13 protein-coding genes and 2 pseudogenes are annotated in these 17,066 nt (G+C 73.1%); 11 read left to right on the forward strand and 4 right to left on the reverse strand.

Features of this window, described 5'->3' with window-relative positions; all coding sequences use genetic code 11:
* The first annotated feature begins 2 nt into the window (after positions 1-2).
* The 6 genes from ADL29_RS29160 (at position 3) to ADL29_RS29185 (ending at position 9,783) form a co-directional block, all read left to right on the forward strand.
* Positions 3-2,327 carry an ABC transporter permease gene (locus ADL29_RS29160; protein ID WP_053926552.1) on the forward strand — a complete coding sequence of 775 codons (2,325 nt, stop codon included), beginning with the start codon at positions 3-5 and terminating at the stop codon, positions 2,325-2,327.
* Between the two features lie 183 nt (positions 2,328-2,510).
* The gene (locus tag ADL29_RS29165) at positions 2,511-3,344 is read left to right on the forward strand and encodes a M55 family metallopeptidase (protein ID WP_053926553.1); all 834 of its coding nucleotides are present in this window, start codon (positions 2,511-2,513) and stop codon (positions 3,342-3,344) included.
* Positions 3,345-3,390: 46 nt separating this feature from the next.
* Positions 3,391-4,737 carry a M20/M25/M40 family metallo-hydrolase gene (locus ADL29_RS29170; RefSeq protein ID WP_053926554.1) on the forward strand — a complete coding sequence of 449 codons (1,347 nt, stop codon included), beginning with the start codon at positions 3,391-3,393 and terminating at the stop codon, positions 4,735-4,737.
* Between the two features lie 68 nt (positions 4,738-4,805).
* Positions 4,806-6,833, forward strand: coding sequence for a prolyl oligopeptidase family serine peptidase (locus ADL29_RS29175; RefSeq protein WP_053926555.1), 2,028 nt, complete (start codon positions 4,806-4,808; stop codon positions 6,831-6,833).
* Positions 6,830-7,762, forward strand: a complete 933-nt coding sequence (locus tag ADL29_RS29180) for a S66 peptidase family protein (RefSeq protein ID WP_053926556.1) — start codon at positions 6,830-6,832, stop codon at positions 7,760-7,762. The genes ADL29_RS29175 and ADL29_RS29180 overlap by 4 nt, the downstream gene beginning before the upstream one ends.
* A 209-nt stretch (positions 7,763-7,971) precedes the next feature.
* The gene (locus ADL29_RS29185; protein ID WP_053926579.1) at positions 7,972-9,783 is read left to right on the forward strand and encodes a CocE/NonD family hydrolase; all 1,812 of its coding nucleotides are present in this window, start codon (positions 7,972-7,974) and stop codon (positions 9,781-9,783) included.
* 138 nt (positions 9,784-9,921) lie between these two features.
* Here ADL29_RS29185 and ADL29_RS29190 read toward each other — a convergent pair whose 3' ends face one another.
* From ADL29_RS29190 to ADL29_RS29200, 3 genes are all read right to left on the reverse strand, one after another.
* Complete coding sequence (locus ADL29_RS29190; RefSeq protein WP_046925195.1) at positions 9,922-10,116, reverse strand: ferredoxin; 195 nt, start codon at positions 10,114-10,116, stop codon at positions 9,922-9,924.
* Positions 10,117-10,156: 40 nt separating this feature from the next.
* A complete protein-coding gene (locus tag ADL29_RS29195; protein ID WP_053926557.1) occupies positions 10,157-11,389 on the reverse strand; it encodes a cytochrome P450 in 1,233 nt (410 codons plus the stop codon).
* Positions 11,390-11,570: 181 nt separating this feature from the next.
* Complete coding sequence (locus ADL29_RS29200) at positions 11,571-12,170, reverse strand: TetR/AcrR family transcriptional regulator (RefSeq protein WP_107095116.1); 600 nt, start codon at positions 12,168-12,170, stop codon at positions 11,571-11,573.
* A gap of 51 nt (positions 12,171-12,221) precedes the next feature.
* On the opposite strand from ADL29_RS29200, the gene ADL29_RS29205 reads away from it, so the two are divergent.
* From ADL29_RS29205 to ADL29_RS44665, 4 genes and pseudogenes are all read left to right on the forward strand, one after another.
* Entirely contained in the window at positions 12,222-13,160 is a 939-nt protein-coding gene (locus ADL29_RS29205) for a DUF2867 domain-containing protein (RefSeq protein WP_053926559.1), read from the forward strand.
* Positions 13,161-13,184: 24 nt separating this feature from the next.
* A pseudogene (locus ADL29_RS29210) lies at positions 13,185-14,633 on the forward strand (CoA transferase); the annotation flags it as partial.
* 51 nt (positions 14,634-14,684) lie between these two features.
* Positions 14,685-15,221: pseudogene (locus ADL29_RS42985) on the forward strand (GNAT family N-acetyltransferase); the annotation flags it as partial.
* A 36-nt stretch (positions 15,222-15,257) separates the two neighbouring features.
* On the forward strand, positions 15,258-15,662 hold the full coding sequence (locus ADL29_RS44665; RefSeq protein WP_245689688.1) for a glyoxalase superfamily protein: 405 nt from the start codon (positions 15,258-15,260) through the stop codon (positions 15,660-15,662).
* On the opposite strand, the gene ADL29_RS29220 is transcribed toward ADL29_RS44665, so the two are convergent.
* Positions 15,643-15,984 (reverse strand): DUF6204 family protein, encoded by a 342-nt coding sequence (locus ADL29_RS29220; RefSeq protein WP_053926561.1) that lies wholly within the window; start codon positions 15,982-15,984, stop codon positions 15,643-15,645. The genes ADL29_RS44665 and ADL29_RS29220 overlap by 20 nt on opposite strands.
* Positions 15,985-16,142: 158 nt before the next feature.
* On the opposite strand from ADL29_RS29220, the gene ADL29_RS29225 reads away from it, so the two are divergent.
* Complete coding sequence (locus ADL29_RS29225) at positions 16,143-17,048, forward strand: arginase family protein (RefSeq protein ID WP_053926562.1); 906 nt, start codon at positions 16,143-16,145, stop codon at positions 17,046-17,048.
* The last annotated feature ends 18 nt before the right edge of the window (positions 17,049-17,066 follow it).

The following is a 17,066-nucleotide window of genomic DNA, read 5'->3' on the forward strand; positions in this document are numbered from 1 at the left end:
GCGTGCGAGCGGCGGCACGCTGGACCCGTGCCCACCTCAGAGCGCACCGCGCCGCGGCCGTGCTCATCGTGCTGGCGACCGCCGGGATCACCGTCTCCCTCCTGCTGTCCACGGCACTGTTCGCCTACGCCACCGACCCCTGGCAGCGGGTCTTCACCCGCTCCGCCGGGGCCCACGTATGGATCCACACCCGGGCCGATGCCCCCGCCGCCTCGCTGGCCCGCCTGGACGAGGTACGGGCCGCCTCCGGGCCCTTCCGTACGGTCCGCACCACGGCGAGCCTCGAGCTCGGCGGGTCCAAGGCGACGCTCGAGCTGCGCGGCGCACCGGAGCGCCCGGCCGTCGCCGCACCGCAGGTGGTCGCGGGGCGCTGGCTCGATGCGGCCCGCGATGCGGGGACCGGCAAGGGCATCAGCCAGGGCATCGTCCTGGACGGTGCGGTGGCCCGTGCCATGTGGGCCAAACCGGGCGATTCCATAGCGCTGAGCGGGTTCGCCGCGCCGCTGCGGGTGGTGGGCGTCGCGGAGACCGCCGAGCCCGGCTTCCGCGCGGGCGAGACCCCGGGCGCGGCCTGGGTCCTCCCCGGGACGCTCGCCGCGGCGCACGCGGGCGGCGATCTGCGCGGCCGGACCATCGGCCTGCGCCTCGCCGACCCGGACGACACCGACTACGTCGTCCAGCGCGCCGTCACCCGGCTCGGCGCCGACCAGATCACCGATGTCTCCACCTGGCGCCAGGCCAAGGCCGAGGCCGCCGGCGACAACCAGCTCCTGGGCCGGCTGCTCGTGCTGTTCGGGCTGGGCGCGCTGGGCGCCGCGGCCCTGGCGGTGGGCGGCGCCATCACCACCCGGGTCCGCGGCCATCTGCGGGACATCGCCGTCCTCAAGGCCGTCGGCTTCACCCCCGGCCAGGTGGTCCGCATGTTCCTCGCGCTGCACCTGGGCTTCGCGCTGCTCGGCGGCACGCTCGGCGCGCTGTTCACCGAGGCGCTCGGCCCCCTCGCCCCGGGCCGTATCGGGGAGGCGCTGGGGCTCTGGCAGGACCTCCCCGAACACGCCTGGCTCCCCTGGGTCATCCCCGCCGGCGTGGTGATCTTCATCGGCTCGGCGACCTGGCTGGCCGCCTGGCGGGCCGGGCGGGTGCCGCCGGTGCCCGTCGCCCGCGCCGCCGCGCACCCCGGCCGCCGCTCCCTGGGCACGACCCGGCGCGCGCTCGGCCTCCGTATCCCGCCGGCCCTGGTGCTCGGGTGGCGCGCCGCCTTCCACCGCCCGCTGCGTGCCGCGGCGGCCGTGGCCCGGCTGGCCGTCCCGCTTCTGCTCATCACCGTCGCCCTCGGCACCTGGGCCACCCTGGACCGCTTCACCGCCCACCCCGAGAACGTCGGCCTGCCCGCCGCCCTCACCGCCCGCTCCGACAGCCTCGGCGAGCGTGAGCTCCGCCACCTCCTCACCGCACAGCCCGGTGTGACCGCCTACCCGGGCGCCGAGGTCCAGGCGCTCGTCCCCGGCCAGACCGGCACCATCACCCTGCGCGGCCTGGGAACCGACGCGCACCCCTACCCGTTCACCCTCGTGGAGGGCCGCGCCGCGCACGGCCCCGACGAGGCGATCGCGGGACAGGGCCTGCTGGATCTCCTCGACGCCCGTGTCGGCGACTGGGTGCGGATGACCGTCGCCGGACAGCCGCACGTCCTGCACATCGTCGGCCGCAGCATCGAACCGGCCGACGGCGGACGCGTGATCTCCACCGCCCTGGACACCCTCGGCGACGGCGCCACGCAGCTGCACCCCGACTTCTACAACCTGGTCCTGCGCCACGGCACCGACCCGGCCGCGGTCCGCGACGCCCTGACCGACGCCTCCGCCGGCCGCCTCGAGGTGCGCGAGATCCCCAACCCCGCCGACCAGCTCCCGGCGGTGCGCGCCGTCGTCATCGGCCTGATCGCGGTCCTGGTGCTGATCGGGCTGGCGGAGCTGTCGACGACCGTCGCCGCCGGGGTACGTGACCGGGGCCGCGACCTGCTCGCCCTGAGAGCGGTCGGCCTGACGCCACGCCAGATAGCCGCCGTGATCGTCACCGCCACCGTCTTCATCACCCTGGCCGCCGTCCTGCCCGCCACCGCACTCGGCGTCTCCGCCGCCGAATGGCTCATCAACCTCCAGGGCTCCACCAGCGGCTGGGGAACCGGCCTCGCCCAGCGTCCGGCCCTGTCCACCCTGGCGCTGGTCGGCGCCGCGGCGGTGGCGGTCGCGGGGGCGGTCTCCCTGCTTCCGGCCGTCCGTGCGGTGCGCCGCAAGCTGGTGGATTCGGCGAGCGGGGTGGGGTAGAGGGCGGGTCCCCGGCGAAGGGGCATGGCGCATGCCGTGCTGCGGGCCGTTGTGCCGGCGCGCCCGGCGACCCGTGCGCAGCTGTCGCGGCTGAGCCACCCGGGTACACCTTCACTGGTCTGGACCTCCGGAGTTATCCACAGGCCTGGCCGGGGTGTTCGGGGCCGCGTAACGTGACGAGGCATGAAGATCCTGATCAGCGCGGACATGGAAGGCGCAACGGGCGTGACCTGGCCCGCGGATGTGCTGCCGGGTACACCGCAGTGGGAGCGCTGCCGGCATATGTTCACCTCCGATGTGAATGCGGCGATCGCCGGGTTCTTCGACGGCGGGGCCGATGAGGTGCTCGTCAATGAGGCGCACTGGACGATGCGCAATCTGCTGCTGGAGCAGCTCGACGAGCGGGCGCAGATGCTCACGGGCCGGCACAAGTCGCTGAGCATGGTCGAGGGCGTCCAGCACGGCGATGTGGACGGGATCGCCTTCGTCGGCTATCACACCGGCGCGGGCACCGAGGGGGTCCTGGCCCACACCTATCTGGCGAACACCCTCACCGGGGTCTGGGTCGACGGCACCCGGGCCAGCGAGGGATATCTCAACTCCCTTGTGGTGGCCGAGTACGGCGTGCCGGTGGTGCTGGTCACCGGCGACGACCGCACCTGTCAGGACGCGCTGGGTTATGCGCCGCAGGCGCCCGGCGTCGCGGTCAAGGACTATGTGTCGCGCTATGCCGCGGTGTGCCGGCCCCCGACCCGTACGGCGGCCGACATCCGGGCCGCGGCGAAGGTGGGGGCGGCGCTGGCGGTGCGGCATGAGGCGGTGCGGCGCGGGCCGCACCACTTCGAGCTGGAATTCGACGCCGAGCATCTGGTGGGCGCGGCGACGTGCGTGCCCGGCGTGGAGCGCAGCGGAGAGCGCCGCGTCGCGTATACCAGTCAGGACATGTACGAAGCCATCCGGTGCTTCAAGGCGGTCACCACCGTCGTCTCGTCCGCCGTGGAGGAACAATATGGCTGACCGTCAGGCAGGTCGCGCAGGTCCCTCGGGACCCGTCGGCCCCACCATGTCCGTCGACGCCGCGGATCCCGTCGCCCCCGTGGACCGGCAGGCACTGGACGAGGTGGTCCGGTTCACCTCCGAGCTGATCCGTATCGACACGAGCAATGCCGGTGACGGTGCCTGCCGCGAGCGCCCGGCCGCCGAGTACGTCGCCGAGCGGCTGGCGGAGGCCGGGCTCGAACCGGCGCTGCTGGAGCGCAGCAAGGGGCGCACGAACGTCGTCGCCAGGATCGCCGGCACGGACCCGGGGGCCGACGCCCTTCTGGTGCACGGCCATCTGGACGTGGTGCCCGCGGAGCCCGCCGACTGGAGCGTGCACCCGTTCTCCGGGGAGGTGCGGGAGGGGGTGGTCTGGGGCCGCGGCGCGATCGACATGAAGAACATGGACGCCATGGTGCTGGCCGTCGCCCGCGCATGGGCGCGGGCGGGGGTCCGGCCGCGCCGCGACCTCGTGCTGGCCTTCACCGCCGACGAGGAGGCCAGCGCCCACGACGGCTCGGGATTTCTCGCCGACCATCACGCCGACCTTTTCGAGGGCTGCACCGAAGGCATCTCCGAGTCAGGGGCGTTCACCTTCCACGCGGGCGGCGGTATGCGGCTGTACCCGATCGCGGCGGGGGAGCGGGGCACGGCCTGGCTGAAGCTGACCGCGCGGGGGCAGGCCGGTCATGGCTCCAAGGTCAATCACGCCAATGCCGTCAGCCGGCTGGCCGCCGCCGTGGCCCGGATCGGTGAGTACCGATGGCCGGTCCGGCTCACCCCGACGGTCCGCGCCGCGCTGTGCAGGCTGGCCGCGCTGCATGACCTCGATGTGGATGCCGGGTCGCCCGACTTCGATGTCGATGCGCTGCTCGGCAAGCTCGGCCCCTGCGCCAAGCTGGTCGAGCCGACGGTCCGCAACAGCGCCAACCCGACGATGCTGGACGCCGGATACAAGATCAATGTGATTCCGGGCAGCGCCGTCGCCTATGTCGACGGCCGGGTCGTCCCCGGTGGCGAGGCGGAGTTCCGCACGGCCATGGACGCCCTCACCGGCCCGGACGTGACCTGGGACTACCACCACGGCGAGGTCGCGCTCGAGGCGCCGCTCGACTCCCCGACGTATGCCGCCATGCGGGCCGCGATCGAGCGGTTCGACCCGCAGGGCCATGTCGTGCCGTACTGCATGTCCGGTGGCACGGACGCCAAGCAGTTCTCCCGGCTGGGCATCGCCGGCTATGGCTTCTCGCCGCTGAAACTTCCCGAGGGCTTCGACTATCAGGCGCTGTTCCACGGGGTGGACGAGCGGGTGCCGGTGGAGGCCCTGCACTTCGGCGTTCGCGTACTCGACGATTTCCTGAGACGGGCCTAGGACAGGATCGGCGCAAGCAGAAGCAGGCCGGGCACCAGGGCGGTGCCGGGTGAAGGAGGATCAACAGCATGGTGACCACCGCTCCCTACGGCGCCTGGCCGTCCCCGGTCGACGCCCGGACGGTTGCCGCCCATGACGGCCGGCCGGCCTTTGTCGGCGTGGTCGGCGACGAGGTCTGGTGGACGGAGCCGCGGCCCGCCGAGGGCGGCCGCCGGGCGCTGGTGCGCAGGCGTGCCGACGGGGCGACGGAGCCGGTGCTGCCCGGACCGTGGAATGTCCGCAGCCGGGTGCTGGAGTACGGCGGCCAGCCCTGGGCCGGTACGGTCACCGAGCGCGGCCCGCTCGTCGTCTTCAGCAACTTCGCCGACCAGCGGCTGTACGCCTACGAGCCGGACTCCGGCGCCGCCCCGCGCCCCCTGACCCCGCTGTCCGGGGTCGGCGACGGCCTGCGCTGGGTGGACCCCGTACTGCGCCCGGAGCTCGGCGAGGTGTGGTGTGTCCTCGAGGAGTTCACCGGCGACCGGCCGACGGATGTCCGCCGGGTGATCGCCGCCGTGCCACTGGACGGATCGGCGGCCGAACACCGCGCCGCGACAAGGGAGTTGAGCGACGACCGGCACCGGTTCGTCACCGGCCCGCGGATCTCACCGGACGGACGGCGGGCGGCCTGGATCGCCTGGGACCATCCCCAGATGCCCTGGGACGGCACCTTGGTGATGGTGGCGGACATTACCCCCAAGGGGGAGTTCGACGGCATCCGTCCGCTGGTCGGGGATCCCGGGCCCACCGCACCGGACGGCGGTGAGGCCGGGGAGTCCGTCGCGCAGATCGAATGGGCCGCCGACGGCTCGCTGCTCTTCGTGTCGGACCTCAGCGGATGGTGGGAGCTGCAGCGCATCGACCCGGACGCCGCGGATGACGGCGTGGTGGCGAGCCGGGGGCTGTGCCCGGCCCGGCAGGAGGAGTTCGGCGGTCCGCTGTGGAATGTGGGGCAGCGCTGGTTCCTGCCGCTGGAGAACGGCACCCTCGCCGTCATCCACGGCCACGGCACCACCGCCCTCGGCATTCTCGACCCGGTCTCCGGCGAGCTGGTCGACGCGGCGGGCCCCTGGACGGAATGGGCTCCCACCCTTGCCGTACACGGCAGCCGCGTCATCGGCATCGCCGCCGGTCCGCACAGCGCCTACGAGATCGTCGAGCTGGACGCCTGTACCGGCCGCGCCCGGGCGATCGCCGCCCGGCATGCCGACGTCGTGGACCCGGCCTACTACCCCCGGCCGGGGATCCGCACCTTCACCGGCCCCGGCGGCCGGGACATCCACGCCCATATCTATCCGCCGCACCATCCCGAATACGCCGCCCCCGAAGGCGAGTTGCCGCCGTATGTGGTGTGGGCGCACGGCGGCCCGACGGGGCACGCCCCGCTGGTGCTCGACCTGGAGCTCGCCTATTTCACCTCCCGGGGCATCGGTGTCGCGGTGGTCAACTACGGCGGTTCGACGGGCTACGGCAGGGAGTACCGCGAGCGGCTGCGCGGCCAGTGGGGTGTGGTGGACGTCGAGGACTGCGCGGCCGTCGCCCGCGCGCTGGCCGACGAGGGCAGCGCCGACCGCGCCCGGCTGGCGATCCGCGGCGGCAGCGCCGGCGGCTGGACCAGCGCCGCCTCCCTCACCGCCACCGACCTCTACGCCTGCGGCACGGTCAGCTACCCCATCCTGGATCTGGCCGGCTGGGCCAACGGCGAGACCCATGACTTTGAATCGCGGTATCTGGAGTCGCTGGTCGGCCCGTTCGCCGAGGTGCCCGAGCGTTACCGCGAGCGCTCACCGCTGTACCGCGCGGACCGGATCACCGCACCGTTCCTGCTGCTCCAGGGCATGGACGATGTGATCTGCCCGCCCGTGCAGTGCGACCGGTTCCTCACCGAGGTGGCCGGGCGCGGCATACCGCACGCCTATCTGGCCTTCGCCGGCGAGGGTCACGGCTTCCGCCGCGCGGAGACCATCGTCCGCGCCGTCGAGGCCGAACTCTCCCTCTACGCCCAGACCTTCGGCTTCGCCCGCGACGACGTCCCCGCCCTGGAGCTGCGCACATGAGGGCCGCCCCGCTGATCCGCCCGCCGCGGCTGCGGCCCGGCGACCGGGTGGCGGTCGTCGCGCCCAGCGGCCCGCTGGTGCCGGAGCGGCTGGACGGCGGACTGGACCTGCTGCGCGGCTGGGACCTCGACCCGGTGGCCGGGCCGCATGTCCGGGGCAGCCATGACACGTTGCGCTATCTCGCGGCCTGTGACGAGGACCGCGCCCGCGACCTCCAGGAGGCGTGGTGCGATCCGTCCGTCAAGGCGGTGTTCGCGGCGCGCGGCGGTTACGGCGCCCAGCGGATGGTGGACCTGCTGGACTGGTCCGCCATCCGGGCCGCCGCCCCCAAACCGCTCGTCGGCTTCAGCGATGTGACGGTGCTGCACGAGGCGTTCGCGGTGCGCGCCGGGGTGGCCACCCTGCACGGACCGGCGATCGCGGGCGAGGCGTTCCTCAAGGACGATGCGACGCGGGAGGGGCTGCGGCGCACGCTGTTCGCGCCGGAGAGCGTCCGCAGGGTGGTGTCGGCGTCGTCCCGGCCGCTGGTGCCGGGGCGGGCCCGCGGGGTCACCCTGGGCGGCTGTCTGACGATGCTCGCCACCGAGCTGGGCACCCCGCACGCCAGGTCCGGTGCGGCGGGCGGACTGCTGCTGCTGGAGGACGTGGGGGAGCCGCCCTACCGCATCGACCGCGCGCTGACCCAACTGCTGCGCGCCGGGCTGCTGGCGGGTGTCGCCGGGATCGTTCTCGGCTCCTGGGACCGGTGCGGTCCGTACGAGCGGGTGCGGGAGGTGCTGCGGGACCGGCTGGGCGGCCTCGGGGTTCCGGTGGCCGAGGAGTTCGGGTTCGGGCACGGTGACTCGGCGCTGACGCTGCCGCTCGGCGTACGGGCCGAGCTGGACGCGACGGCCGGCACGCTGACGTTCGACGCGCCGCCGCTGACCTGACCGGCCACCGGACGGCGCCCTGCCGTGCGCCGGGCCCACCTTCTCGAGCCGGTTGCCCGTCCCGAACGCCCCGCGCACCACGCTGAACTGACGTCCTGCCGGTAAATCCTGTCACCGGCGTTGACGCGCTCGTGACGCGTGTCACACCATGAGGCACCGCTACCGACTGGTTGGTACGGCTGTTCTTGTGGAGGTCATGCGTGCCCACCGTGTCCCGAGCCGTCTCCCGCCCCGTACTCCGCAACTCCCTCTCCGTGCTGGCCGCCACCGCCCTCGCCGCGCCCCTCGTCCTGGCCGCACCCGCGAGCGCCGCCGCCGGTCCGTACACCGTCACCCCGCTGAAGGTGACGGTCCGGGCCGGTGACCGTGACTGCACCGTGGACGCCGACCTCTACCGCCCCGCCGACACCGACGAAGGGCACCCGGCGCCCGCCGTACTGACCACCAACGGCTTCGGCGGCAGCAAGACGGACGGCTCCACCGACGCCATCGCCAGGGCCTTCGCCTCCCGCGGCTATGTCGCGCTGGCCTACTCCGGCCTCGGCTTCGGCGCGTCCGGCTGCCCGATCTCCCTCGACGACCCCCAGGCCGACGGCCGCGCGGCACGTCAGCTCGTCGACGTCCTGGCCGGAACGCGAACCGCCGATGACGGAACCCGGGTCGACTACGTGACCAAGGACGGCGCGAACGACCCGCGGGTCGGCATGATCGGGGGCTCGTACGGCGGGGCCATCCAGATGGCGACCGCCTCCGTCGACCACCGCATCGACGCGCTCGTCCCGCTCATCACCTGGAACGACCTCTCCTTCTCCCTCGACCCCAACGGCGCGGGCCGCACGCGGGGCGTCAGCGGTCCGGTGCCCGGCGCCTACAAGTACCAGTGGACGAACGGGTTCTTCCTGATGGGCGAGGCGCAGGGGCTGCTCCATCCGAGCCTGGACCCCTCGCGGCTGGGCGGCGCGGGCTGTCTGCACTTCGTCGCGCCGGCCTGCGAGACCAAGCGGCTGCTGGACTCCGGCAGCTATCCGGCGGACCGGACCGCCCGCATGGTCGCGTATGCGCGCAGCGTCTCCCCGGTCTCGTATCTGAAGTCCGTCAAGGCGCCGACCCTGCTGGTGCAGGGCCAGGCCGACACCCTCTTCACCCTCAACGAGGCCACCGCCACCTACCGCACCCTCACCGCCCAGGGCACCCCGGCCAAGATGATCTGGCAGGCCTGGGGCCACAGCGGCGGGATGCGGAACCCGGCCAGGGGCGAACTCGACCTGGTGAAGGGGAACCTGGAGACCAGCTATGTCGGGAAGCGGATCCTGGGGTGGTTCGACCGCTATCTGCACCACCGGAAGGGGGCGGACACCGGGCCGGCCTTCGCGTACTACCGGGACTGGGTGACCGAGGGCCCCACCTACGCGACCTCGTCCGCCGTCCCCGGTGGCGGTCAGAAGCTGTACCTCTCCGGTGACGGCAAGCTCGTCGACAACCGCAGGAAGGTGGCGCGCGGCAGCCGGGAGTACCGCAACCGGCTGCTGCCCACCAGCCATTCGGAGTTCTCGCCCGGCGGGCTGCTCGGGCTGCCGGACCTCGCCCCGTACGACCTCGACGGCACGTACCTGGGCTGGACGTCCGCCCCGGTGGCGGGCGGGCCGGCGGAGGTGGTGGGCGCGCCCAGGGTGACGCTGAGGGTGATCTCGCCGGCGGCCGAGCGGGTGCAGAACTCCGGGGACGCGGCCGACCGGCTGGTGCTCTTCGCCAAGCTGTACGACGTGGCACCGGACGGGACGACGACACTGGTGCACCGGCTGGTGGCCCCGGCCCGGGTGCCCGATGTGACCCGGAAGTTCACCGTGGAACTCCCGGGCATCGTGCACCGTTACGAGCCGGGGCACCGCCTGCGCTTCGTGATCGCCGCGAGTGACACCGCCTATGTGGGCAATCACGGGGTGAAGCCGGTGACGGTCACCAGCACGCCCGAGGACACCGGGGTGCTCGAACTGCCCGTCACCCAGGGCACCTTGAGGTAGGGCCCCGGGTCGGGTGGTGCGGTGGCGGATGGGGTGGAAGCCGTAGGAACAAGAGGAGCGGGGAGCCGGGGTCCAGAGGTCAGGGACCGGGAGTCCTGAGGGAGGCCCGGGCGTCCGTGAGGTCAGGGCCCGTAAGGGTCAGTCGTCCTCGATGGTGATGGCCTGCACCGGGCAGGCGCGGACGGCTTCCCGTACGAGCGGGTCGCCGGCGCCGTCCTCGCGGCCGGGGAGCACCTGGCTGAAGCCGTCGTCGTCCTGGGTGAACACCCCCGGCGCGGTCAGGACGCACTGGCCGCTGCCGATACACATGTCCTCGTCAATGATGATCCGCATCCCGGACCCCTTTCGCTCGTTCCGCTGTCACCGGTGACACCTACCAGGCCACCGGCAGCTCGATCATGCCTTGCAGGGTGTCACCCGGTTTGAACGGAATCGCGGCGGCGGGCACGGCGAGTCGCAGATCCGGGATCCTGGCGAACAGCGACCGCAGCGCGATCTCCATCTCCGCACGGGCGAGGTTCTGGCCCAGGCACTGGTGAATGCCGAAGCCGAACGCCACGTGATGGCGCGCGGAGCGGCTCCAGTCCAGTTCGTCCGGCGCCGGGTAGGCCGCACCGTCCCGGTTGATCAGGGACGTGGCGAAGACCACGCCGTCATCGGCCCGGATGGTGTGGCCGGCGATCTCGATGTCCTCCGTCGCCACCCGCAGCAGCCCGTCGGCTATCGACAGGAAGCGCAGCAGCTCCTCTACCGCGTCCGGGATCAGGTCGTCCCGGGTGCGCAACCGGTCGAGCTGCTCGGGGTGTTCCAGCAGGGTGAAGGTGCCCAGCGAGATCATGTTGGCCGTGGTCTCATGGCCCGCGACCAGCAGGATCATGGCCATGCGGGCCAGTTCCCCGCGTTCGAGGGAGCCGGTCCGCAGCCGGTCGGCGATCAGCTCGTCCAGCAGCCCGTCGCCCGGCTCCTGCTCCTTACGGGTGATCAGCGCGGCGAGGTACTCCTCCAGCGCGTCGCCCGCCTCCTCCGACTCCTCGGAGGTACGGCCGCTCAGCAGCCGGCGCGACTGCTCCTCGAAGAACTCGTGGTCGGCGTACGGGACGCCGAGCAGCGAGCAGATCACCATCGAGGGGACCGGCAGCGCGAACGCGGAGACCAGCTCGGCGGGCGGGCCCTGGGCCAGCATCCGGTCCAGCAGACCGTCGACGATGCGCTGGATCTCCGGGCGCATGGCGGCGATCTTCTTGACGCCGAAGGCGGGGATCAGCATCCGGCGCTGGATGTTGTGCTCCGGGTCGTCCACGCCGATCAGCGGTGCCTTGGTCTCCGCGATCGCCTCGAAGCGCTCCAGGGGTACCGGAAAGGCCGGATTCTGGCGGTCGGACGAGAGCCGTGGGTCGGTGAGCAGCGCCCGCGCCTCGGCGTGGCCGGTCACCGCCCATACCCGGCGGCCGTCGTAGAAGGCGACGTGGGCGAGCGGGCCCCGGTCGCGCAGTGGCTGATAGTTGGTGGGCGGGTGATAGGGACAGGTGCGGTCCTGAAAGAAGGCGATCGCCGCGGGCGGGGGTGTCCCGCGTGCCGGCGTCGTCCCCGTCGGTGCCTCGGTCATCGAACTGCCTCCGTACGAGGGGCTCGAGGTGCTCGTGTTGCGGGACGGGCGGTCGGCCCGTCGACTCCCACTTCATGCCTCTGTACGCTGTATGGCTAGGTGCAGTTCGGCCAAGGTCGGTCAACTTCCCGCATTTCCGGCCGAGTTGGGCGCCGGCGTCTCCGCGGCGGCCGGGGCTGCGTCACGCCCGGCGCAGCAGCGTGTCGATCACCGAGTCCAGGTAGCGGGTGCGTGCGGCGCCGGCGGGCAGCGCCTGCGGGACCGCATGCCCCAGCTGGCTGTGCCCGAGATAGGCGCTGTACGCGAGCAGACCGCGGCGCCGCGCCTCGGTCTCCGAGCAGCCCAACTCGGCGAAGAGCGCGGCGACATACCCGATCCGCCGCTCGGTGACCCGAGCCAGTGCGGCCGCCACCCGGGGGTCCGCGGCGGTGGCCAGCAGGGACATCTCCAAGGGGTCCGCCCCGGCCGCTCCGGTGGTCCGGTCGAGCAGTCCCCGCAGCTTCCGCTCGGGGTCGGTTTCCGCCTCCATCTTGGTGATCACGGCCTCCGTGGCGACCTCCTCCCAGCGCGCCAGGGCGGCCTCGATCAGCGCGTCCCGGTTCGCGAAGTGCCAGTAGAAGCTGCCCTTCGTGGTGCCGAGCCGGGCTGCCAGCGGCTCGACGGCCACCGCCGCGAGCCCGCCCTCGCCCATGGCCGCCAGCGCGGCATCGGCCCAGTCCTGTGCGGTGAGCCGCCGCCGTGTGCCGGTGGTCCGGGGGGTCCTCGCCTGCTCTTGTGCCATGTCCATACGCTACCGTACAGTCAAACATACGCCACCGTATGGAGGTGCCGGATGCGTCCGCTCCGTCTGCCCCGTCCGCTCCGCCCGTCGCGAACCCTCCGCGATGTGCACACGCGCACCATCGCCGCCCCGGCCGACACCGTCGGCGCGCTGATCGACCGGCTCGGCGGCGACCCCGACCCGGTCTTCCCGACGCCCGCCTGGCCGGCGATGCGCTTCGACCGGCCGCTGGGCGTCGGCGCCGACGGCGGGCACGGCTTCGTCCGCTACCGCGTCACCGCTCACGAGCCGGGCCGCCGCATCCGCTTCGACTTCACCTCCGGCCCGACCGGGTATCACGAGGCCGTCGTGCGGCCCCTGGGCCCGGACAGCTGCCGCGTCGAGCACGTTCTGGAGAGCGAACACGGGCTGAGGCAACGGCTGTTGTGGTGGACCGCCATGCGGGTCCTGCACGGCACCGTCGTCGAGGAGCTCCTCGACAACATCGAGCAGGCCGCCACCGGACGGGTCCGTACACCCGTCCGACGGTCGCCCCGCGTACGGCTCTTCCACCGCCTGCTGTGGGACCGCCCGAAGGCCGTCGGCCTCCCCGCCGAGGCCCGCCTGGCCCGCAGTGCCTTCCCGCATACGGACTTCCAGGACGCCTGGCAGATGGCGCTGCTGCCGGGCATGCCCACGGAGCCGGAGGCCTGGGAGGGGGTGCTGCGCGGCGCCGCCTTCCCGGTCCAGGGCCGGGAGGGCGGCGAGCTCCTGCTCGGCCACGACGCCCGCCACCTGGACTTCCGTGCCTCGATCCTCATCGCGAACGGGCAGGTCACCCTGGGTACGGTCGTCCGCACCCAGCACGCCGGCGGCCGGCTCTACTGGGCCGTCGTGCGCCGCGTGCACCCCTTCATGGCCCGTCTGATGCTGCGTCGCACGCACCGCCGGCTGGCACTGGCCGTGCCGAGTGCGGGGGAGCGGGAGTGGGCGCGGGCGACGGTGGAATGACCGTTTCACTGGCCGGCAAGTGGCACTGAGTGCCACACTGCGGGTATGGGGCAACAACAGCCCGGCACCGGGCAACGGCAGCACATCGGTACGGATCTGGCCTGGGCGGTGCTCGGCGGCGACCCGGCCCTCACGGAGCGCATCGCGTACGGCGGGCCGCCCGGTCTGCTGCCGGCCCGGCTGCCGGTCATGGCGCTCGCCCGTTCCACCGTCGCCGTCTGCGCCCTCGCCGCGGCGGAGCTGGCGGCCGAGCGCGACGGCGGCCCGGTGCGTGCCGTACGGGTCGACGACGGCGCGGTGGCCACCGCGTTCGTCAGCGAACGGCAGCTGCGGATCGACGGCCGGGCACCCTCGTCGTTCGCACCGCTCTCCCGCTTCTGGCGCACCGCCGACGGCCGGCTGCGCACCCACGCCAACTACCCGCACCACCGCGCCCGGTTGCTGGGTGCGCTGGACCTTCCGGAGAACGCCGGTGCGGCGGAGGCCGAGGCCGTCCTCGCCGGGCGCCGGGCCGAGGAGATCCAGGAGACGGTCTACGCGGCGGGCGGGCTGGCGGTCGCCGCCCGCACCCCCGAGGAGTGGGACGCCCACCCCCAGGGCGCCGCGGTGGCCGCGCACCCCCTGCTGACCCTGGACACCCTCGCCACCGGCGCGCCGCCCCGCCCGCTGCCGCCGCTCGCCGGCAACCCCACGCTCCCCGCCGCCGGGCTGCGGGTACTGGACCTCACCCGGGTGCTCGCCGGGCCGGTCGCCACCCGTACCCTCGCCCTGCTCGGCGCGGACGTGCTGCGGATCGACGCCCCGCAGCTGCCGGAGAGTCAGGACGCCCACAGCGACACCGGGTTCGGCAAGCGCTCCGCCTCCCTCGACCTGGGGTCCCGCTCCGGACGGGCGGCCTTCGAGGAGCTGCTGACCGGCGCCGACGTCGTGGTGACCGGCTACCGCCCCGGCGCCCTGGACCGCTTCGGTCTCACCCCCGAGGCCCTGGTGGCCCGCCGCCCGGGACTGGTCGTCGCCCGTGTCTCCGCCTGGGGCGACGACGGCCCCTGGGGCGGCCGCCGGGGATTCGACAGCCTGGTACAGGTGGCCACCGGGATCGCCGCCGCCGAGGCGGACCGGGAGGGCAACCCGGGCGTGCTGCCCGCACAGGCGCTGGACCACGGCACGGGGTACCTGCTGGCGGCGGCGGTGCTGCGGGCGCTGACCGAGCGGGCGCGGACGGGCGGCGCGGGCGTGGCGACGCTGGCACTGGCCCGTACGGCCCGGTGGCTGGTGCACGGCCTGGGCGGAGAGACGAGGGGCGAGGCGGACACGGACGGCGAGGGCTACGACGCCGGGCGGTATCTGCGCGACACCGACAGCCCCGTGGGGCGGCTGCGGTACGCCCTGCCGCCGGTCTCGTTCGACGGCGGTCCGGCCACCTGGACGACGCCGCCGGGGCGCTGCGGAACGGATGCACCGGTGTGGCGGTGAACGGGAAGGGGGGAAGTGGCCCGCCCCGGTGCCCCTCCGTACGATCTCCCGATGACGTCGAACGATCACTACCTCGCCCGCGGCCCCCGGGTCGGCATCCGCCCCTTCGCCGCCGCCGACCGCGACGCCTTCACCGCACTGGCGCGGGAGAGCACCGAGCTGCACCGCCCCTGGCTGTTCCCGCCCGCCACCGACGCCGACTACGACGGATACCTGGCGAAGCTTCAGGAGCCGCTGCGCGAGGGCTTCTTGATCTGCGAGCACGGCGCCGGCGAGCACGGCGGCGAACGGATCGCGGGCTATGTGACGATCAACAACATCGTGCACGGCGCCTTCCGCTGCGGCGCCATCGGCTACGGCGCCTTCGCGCACGCCGCCGGGCGCGGGCTGATGAGCGAGGGCCTGCGGCTCGTCCTGGACCATGCCTTCGGGGTGCTGGGCCTGCACCGGCTGGAGGTCAACATCCAGCCCGCCAACGCCGCCTCCCTCGCCCTGGTCCGGCGCGCCGGCTTCCGGTACGAGGGCTACTCCCCGGACTTCCTCTTCATCGACGGCGCCTGGCGCGACCACGAACGCTGGGCGATCACCCACGACGCGGCCGAGAAGCCCGTCCTCGGCCGTACGGTGCCCGTCTTCCGGATCTTCGACACCGCCAAGGCCCATGAGTTCTACGTCGGCTACCTCGGCTGCACCGTCGACTGGGAGCACCGCTTCGAGCCCGGGATGCCGCTGTACACCCAGGTGTCGCGCGGTGCCCTCGTACTGCATCTGTCGGAGCACCACGGCGATGCGACGCCCGGCTCCACCGTCTACACGGAGCTGACCGGAGTGCGCGAGCTGCACGCCGAGCTGGCCGCCAAGGACTATCCGTATCTGCGGCCCGGCCTGGAAGAGGACGAGATCGGCACCTCGCTCACGCTCACCGACCCGTTCGGCAACCGGCTGCGCTTCAACGAGCCGCCAGGTGCGGGGGCAAAGGACACGAAGGGCACAGCGGTGGACGGCGGCGCTACCGCGCCTTGCGGTTGATCTTCATCGTGTCCATGTCGGTGGCCGCGGACCGCAGCTCCCGGTAGCCGAGCCCCGCCTCCCTGAGCGCGGTCTCCGCCTTGTCCTCGGCGAGCGCCGCCGCCATCTCCTCGCCGTCCGCCGCGTCCGAGACGATGACATAGCGGTAGGTGAAGGAGTGCAGCGCGGTGTCGTACGCCAGCGAGCCCTCGCGGGTGAACTGCAGCTGCGCCAGCCCGTGGTCGTCCACCTCGGCGAGCAGTTTCGCCCGGGCCTCGGCCGTCAGGCCGTCCCATCTGCCGCGGACGATCACTCGGTAGGTGTGCTGGGCCGTCGTGGACATCAGTGCCGTCTTCCGTTCTGCGAGGTGTGGAGGCATGCGCTCACTGCGCCAGTGCGTCATGCGTCATGCGTCATGCGTCATGCGTCAACGCCCAGGGTATTTCGACAGATCTTCCGAGACCTCGCCTTTTTCCCGCACACCTGTGTGACGATCACCGTATGCGCCGCACCGTACTCATCGATGCCCCCTCGAATCTGGGACTGCGCCCGCCCGCGCCCGGCACGGTCCCCGGCTGCTACAAACTCCCCGGCGCGCTGCGGGAACAGGGGCTGCTGCGGCGGCTCGGCGCGCTGGAGGGCGGTGTGGTGGTGCCGCCGCGCTACGACCTGGGGGAGTGGCAGGAGGGCGACGGCGACTTCAACGCCGGGGCGATCGCCGCGTACACCCGGAAACTGGCCGCCCGCGTCGGGGACCACGTCCGCAGCGGCGACTTCCCGGTGGTGCTCGGCGGGGACTGCAGCATTCTGCTCGGCACGGTCCTCGGGCTGCGGCGGCTGGGGCGGTACGGTGTCGCCTACCTCGACGGCCACGGCGACTTCCGGCACCCGGGCAATGTGGCGGTGTCCGGCCCCGTCGGGGCCGCGGCCGGGGAGGGCGTGGCGCAGATCACCGGGCGGGGACAGCCGGATCTCACGGACATCGACGGGCTGCGGCCGTATGTCCGGGACCAGGACGTGTGCGTGCTGGGCATCCGGGACGAGGACGAGGACCAGGTGGAGCTGACGGGGCTCGGCATCCGCCACACCACGGTCGGCGACATCCGGCGGCACGGCCCGGACACGGTGGCCCGCGAGGCCCTCACCCACTTCCAGAAGTCCCCGCTCGACGGCTTCTGGATCCACCTCGACGCGGATGTCCTCGACCCGTCCGTCATGCCGGCCGTCGACAGCCCCGACCCCGGCGGCCTGCTCATCGACGAACTCCACGCCCTTCTGGCCCCCTTGGCGGCCTCACCGCGCTGCGCGGGCATCGACGTCACCATCTACGACCCGGACCGCGACCCCGAGGGCGACGGCGCCGCGCTGCTCACCGATCTCCTCGCGGGTGTCTTTGCGCAACCCTGACCCCACCCACCGCAAGAA

Origin of the sequence: Streptomyces chattanoogensis (assembly GCF_001294335.1) — a bacterium.
Classification (GTDB): domain Bacteria; phylum Actinomycetota; class Actinomycetes; order Streptomycetales; family Streptomycetaceae; genus Streptomyces; species Streptomyces chattanoogensis.